Here is a 3,505-nt window from a genome sequence, read left to right on the forward strand (position 1 = left end):
GCTATCATCGTCGTTCGATTGCTGAAACTACCATGTTCCGCTTTAAGACTATTTTTGGGGGCAATCTCAGTGCACGTCAATTTGACAATCAAGCCGTGGAATTGTTCATCAAATGTGTTGCGCTCAACCGCATGATTCAGATCGCTAAACCCGATAGCTACAAGGTTGAAGGTTAATACCAGGACACTCTCAAGGCGAACCTGACCGTTTTTCTAATCATGCAACAAAGCCAGACTGGTTTATCATCCTGATCGCAACGATATTTCTTTGGCTGGAGTCCTCTACGCGCTGGGCGATCCGATTCGACTCGAAATTGTGCGGCGGTTAGCCTCGGAATCAGAACTTCCCTGTGCAGCGATGGATCTCCCCGTTGCCAAGTCTACCCTGTCCCATCATTTTAAGGTGCTGCGCGAGGCGGGGGTGCTGTATTGCCGAAAAGAGGGAACACAGCACATGAACTCACTCCGACGTGATGATCTGGATGCGCGGTTTCCGGGGCTGCTAGACATTATTTTGCAATCGGAGCGATCGCCTTTATGAGGGGATCTGTTTTTTTAATTTAGTTGAGTTACTGATCACGGATCAAACTGGCCGATGGCAAGCATAGCTTGGTTCATGTGTTGGGCGATCCGGGTAATGTGTTTGCTAACCCGTCGCAACCAACGAATGGCTTCAAGACGTGCTGTGCCCACGAAAACGTCGATTTGGCTACTGGCTACCTGTTTCAGCGTTAGTTCGCGGTAGGGACGTACCTTTTGATGAATCAGATCGGCGGTTTGACTTGCTCGATCGGCGGCAGTCTGCCATTGATCGGCTTGAATCAAATCCATCACGTCTTGGATGGTATCGGTTAGGATTTGGCGTTCGTCCTCAAGCTCGATCGTTGTTTGCACCGTTCTAGCGCGGTCTTCGTCTTCCTCACACCGTTCATGAATCCGTTGGAGATGATCCAGGGCGTGCATCATATTGATCAGTCGATCCCAGTCCGCCCCAGATCCAGTGTCCACATGGATCTGATCTAGATACGTATGTGTTTCATCCAAGGCAATTTGCAATTCGGTCAAATCCATACGCTGGTAATGCAAATTGCCCAGAATAGCAGACACATGCTGAAGCAGAGCCAGAACCTCACCCTGAATAGACCTCTGAGCGGCGTTCAACGCAAGATCGGGTTGTACTAGCAGTGCTTCGCTTAAGCCGTCGGTGTAGGCGGGGCCTGTACTGGGAACCAGGCGAACGAGCAAGGCTGCAAATTGACGCGTAAACGGAAGAATTGTCAAAACCCCAACTAAATTGAAGGACGTGTGAAAGGCGACTAGACCAATCTCGGCATTTTGCGTTAGGAGTTCCGGTGTAATCCGATTCACAAGATGGGTGTAGGGGGTAATCAGGAGCAGCGCTAAGCAGGCTGTCCACACGTTATACACAACATGGGAAAGGCCAGTGCGGCGGGCACTCACCGAAGCGCCTAAGGTGGCCAAAATCGCGGTCACGGTCGTTCCCACATCCATGCCAATTACTAGGGATGCCGCTTGTTCAAAGTTGACAGCGCCCGCATACAGAGCCGCCAAGGTCGCAGCAACGCCAGCACTAGAGGATTGGGTGATCACCGTAACCGCAATTCCCAACGCGACTAACTGGAGGCGTCCGGCGATTGTATCGGGTGGGAGCTGAGCAGGTGTAATGATCCCCTCTAGCCCCCGCATTGCGTCTTGCATCGTAGTGATGCCCACGAAGATTAGCCCAAAGCCTGCGATCGCATAGCCCAGACCGCTCCATCGATCTTTGGCAAACAGTTTCAAACTCGCGCCGATAAACACCAGGGGCAGCACTACCGTACCGAGTTTGAGCTTAAAGCCCAGAATGGCGACCAACCAGCCCGTTACCGTCGTTCCTAGGTTAGCTCCTAGGATAATGCCAATTGCTTCTGAAAATTTGATTAGCCCAGCATTGACAAACCCCACAGTTGCGACGGTTGTCGCACTCGACGATTGCAGAATGGCAGTCGTTGCAGCTCCGGTCAACACGCCAGAGAGCGGACTTCGGGTAAAGCGCATTAATGCCGATCGCATGGCTCGACCTGCAAGCGCTCGCAGGCCGTCGGTCATGACAATCATGCCGAGCAGAAATAGCCCCAGCCCCCCAACAATATAAATAATCGTGAGTGGTTTGTCGATAGTTTAGTTCTGCCAGTGTAAGACGTGCATAGTTATGTCATACCAGAAAACGACAGTTCGTTTTACGAGTATTATTCGTCCGCTCCCAAGGATGACGCGGTAGACGCGATCGCCTCGATGGCCTGATTCCGGATTAAGCGCTGAACCGCTGCCAGGGCTGGATTCAGTTCATAGTTGCGGAGGCGGGGATTGCGGAGGTAGGCTTGCTGCTCTTGTTCCATCATCACGACATCCTGTTCAACCAGCCCATCTAACAGCTTGTTGGCGGCTCCAAAGAGACTATTTTTGACAAAGCGACGGAAGGGAATCGGAAGCTTATGCAGTCTGTGAAAGGCGTTGAGGGAGGTGAAATGGAGTAAGAAAGCGACAGTGCGAGTTTCACTGACCGGACAAAAGAGACAGCAGATGCGGAAGTCGTTTCCCAGGGTTGCGGACCAGTTGGGATAGATATAGCTCACATCTAGGGGTTCGGGATGGAGTTGGCGTAGAGCCGGAATAAACAGTTGCGATACCGACCAAATTTTGTCGATGCGGTAATAGCTTTGGGCTTCGTAGTGGGCATCGACGCGATCGCCCGTTTCCACCATATCCAGCAGCTTTGCAGACGCCCATGCCTGATAGTTGTCGTGGAGATGGCCGTGGTACATGTCCATCAGGTTTTCGATCAGGTAAGAATAGTGATTCTCGCAGCGGATGACGGAGAGACTCACGATGTAGTTGAGATGATCCCATTCCGGTAAGGGGAGGGGGTATCTTTGCGGGGCGATCGCCGGATCTCCGGGGAAGACCCAAACAAATCCATCTTGCTCCACCACCGGATAGACTCGAATGCGGCAGGTGGGCAGTTTTTGATTCTCAGCGAGATAGGGGACTTCGGTACACTGACCGTTAGCGTCAAACTGCCAGCCATGATAGGCACACTCTAGGTTGTTCCCTTTTACAGCCCCTTCGCTCAGCTTTACTTGGCGATGGGGACAGCGATCGTCCAGCGCGTGAACCTGTCCGGCGGCATCCCGATACACCACAATATCTTCGCCCCACAGGGTGGCCTTCACGGGCTTGGTTTTAACCTCAGCGGCGATCGCCACCGCATACCAGTGGTTGGGGTTAATGCCCAGTTGGCGTACGTCGAGCGATCGCGCAGTGGCGGTTGAAGTCCCATCCATCGATTCCAACTATCCTTATCAATCCAGCAAACGTGTCAAAACTATAGCAGGACTTGGCGTTGTTGCATGAAAGAGGGGTTGCGGGCAGGAGAGGCATGGTAAATTTCAGTTACCACACATAAAACCTGCCATGAAACCTCAATACCGCATCCGCAACTGGTC

Annotated in this window: 4 protein-coding genes; 2 read left to right on the top strand and 2 right to left on the bottom strand. The window is 52.3% G+C overall.

Annotated elements, in window-relative coordinates:
* Positions 1–176, top strand: a 176-nt coding sequence (locus IGR76_15555) for an IS5/IS1182 family transposase (protein MBF2079889.1), incomplete at its 5' end; no start/stop codon positions are given.
* A gap of 58 nt (positions 177–234) precedes the next feature.
* Positions 235–540, top strand: coding sequence for a helix-turn-helix transcriptional regulator (locus IGR76_15560; protein MBF2079890.1), 306 nt, complete (start codon positions 235–237; stop codon positions 538–540).
* A gap of 35 nt (positions 541–575) precedes the next feature.
* Here the strand turns inward: IGR76_15560 and IGR76_15565 are convergent, their stop codons facing one another.
* Complete coding sequence (locus IGR76_15565) at positions 576–2,117, bottom strand: Na/Pi cotransporter family protein (GenBank protein ID MBF2079891.1); 1,542 nt, start codon at positions 2,115–2,117, stop codon at positions 576–578.
* A 131-nt stretch (positions 2,118–2,248) separates the two neighbouring features.
* Complete coding sequence (locus tag IGR76_15570; GenBank protein MBF2079892.1) at positions 2,249–3,343, bottom strand: aromatic ring-hydroxylating dioxygenase subunit alpha; 1,095 nt, start codon at positions 3,341–3,343, stop codon at positions 2,249–2,251.
* Positions 3,344–3,505 lie beyond the last annotated feature (162 nt).

The sequence above is a fragment of the Synechococcales cyanobacterium T60_A2020_003 genome, from assembly GCA_015272205.1.
In the GTDB taxonomy this organism is placed as follows: Bacteria; Cyanobacteriota; Cyanobacteriia; order RECH01; family RECH01; genus JACYMB01.

Excerpts from the sequence above, each read along its gene's own strand:
- IGR76_15570 (MBF2079892.1), bottom strand. The coding sequence starts at position 3,343 with ATGGATGGGACTTCAACCGCCACTGCGCGATCGCTCGACGTACGCCAA.
- IGR76_15565 (MBF2079891.1), bottom strand. The coding sequence starts at position 2,117 with ATGATTGTCATGACCGACGGCCTGCGAGCGCTTGCAGGTCGAGCCATG.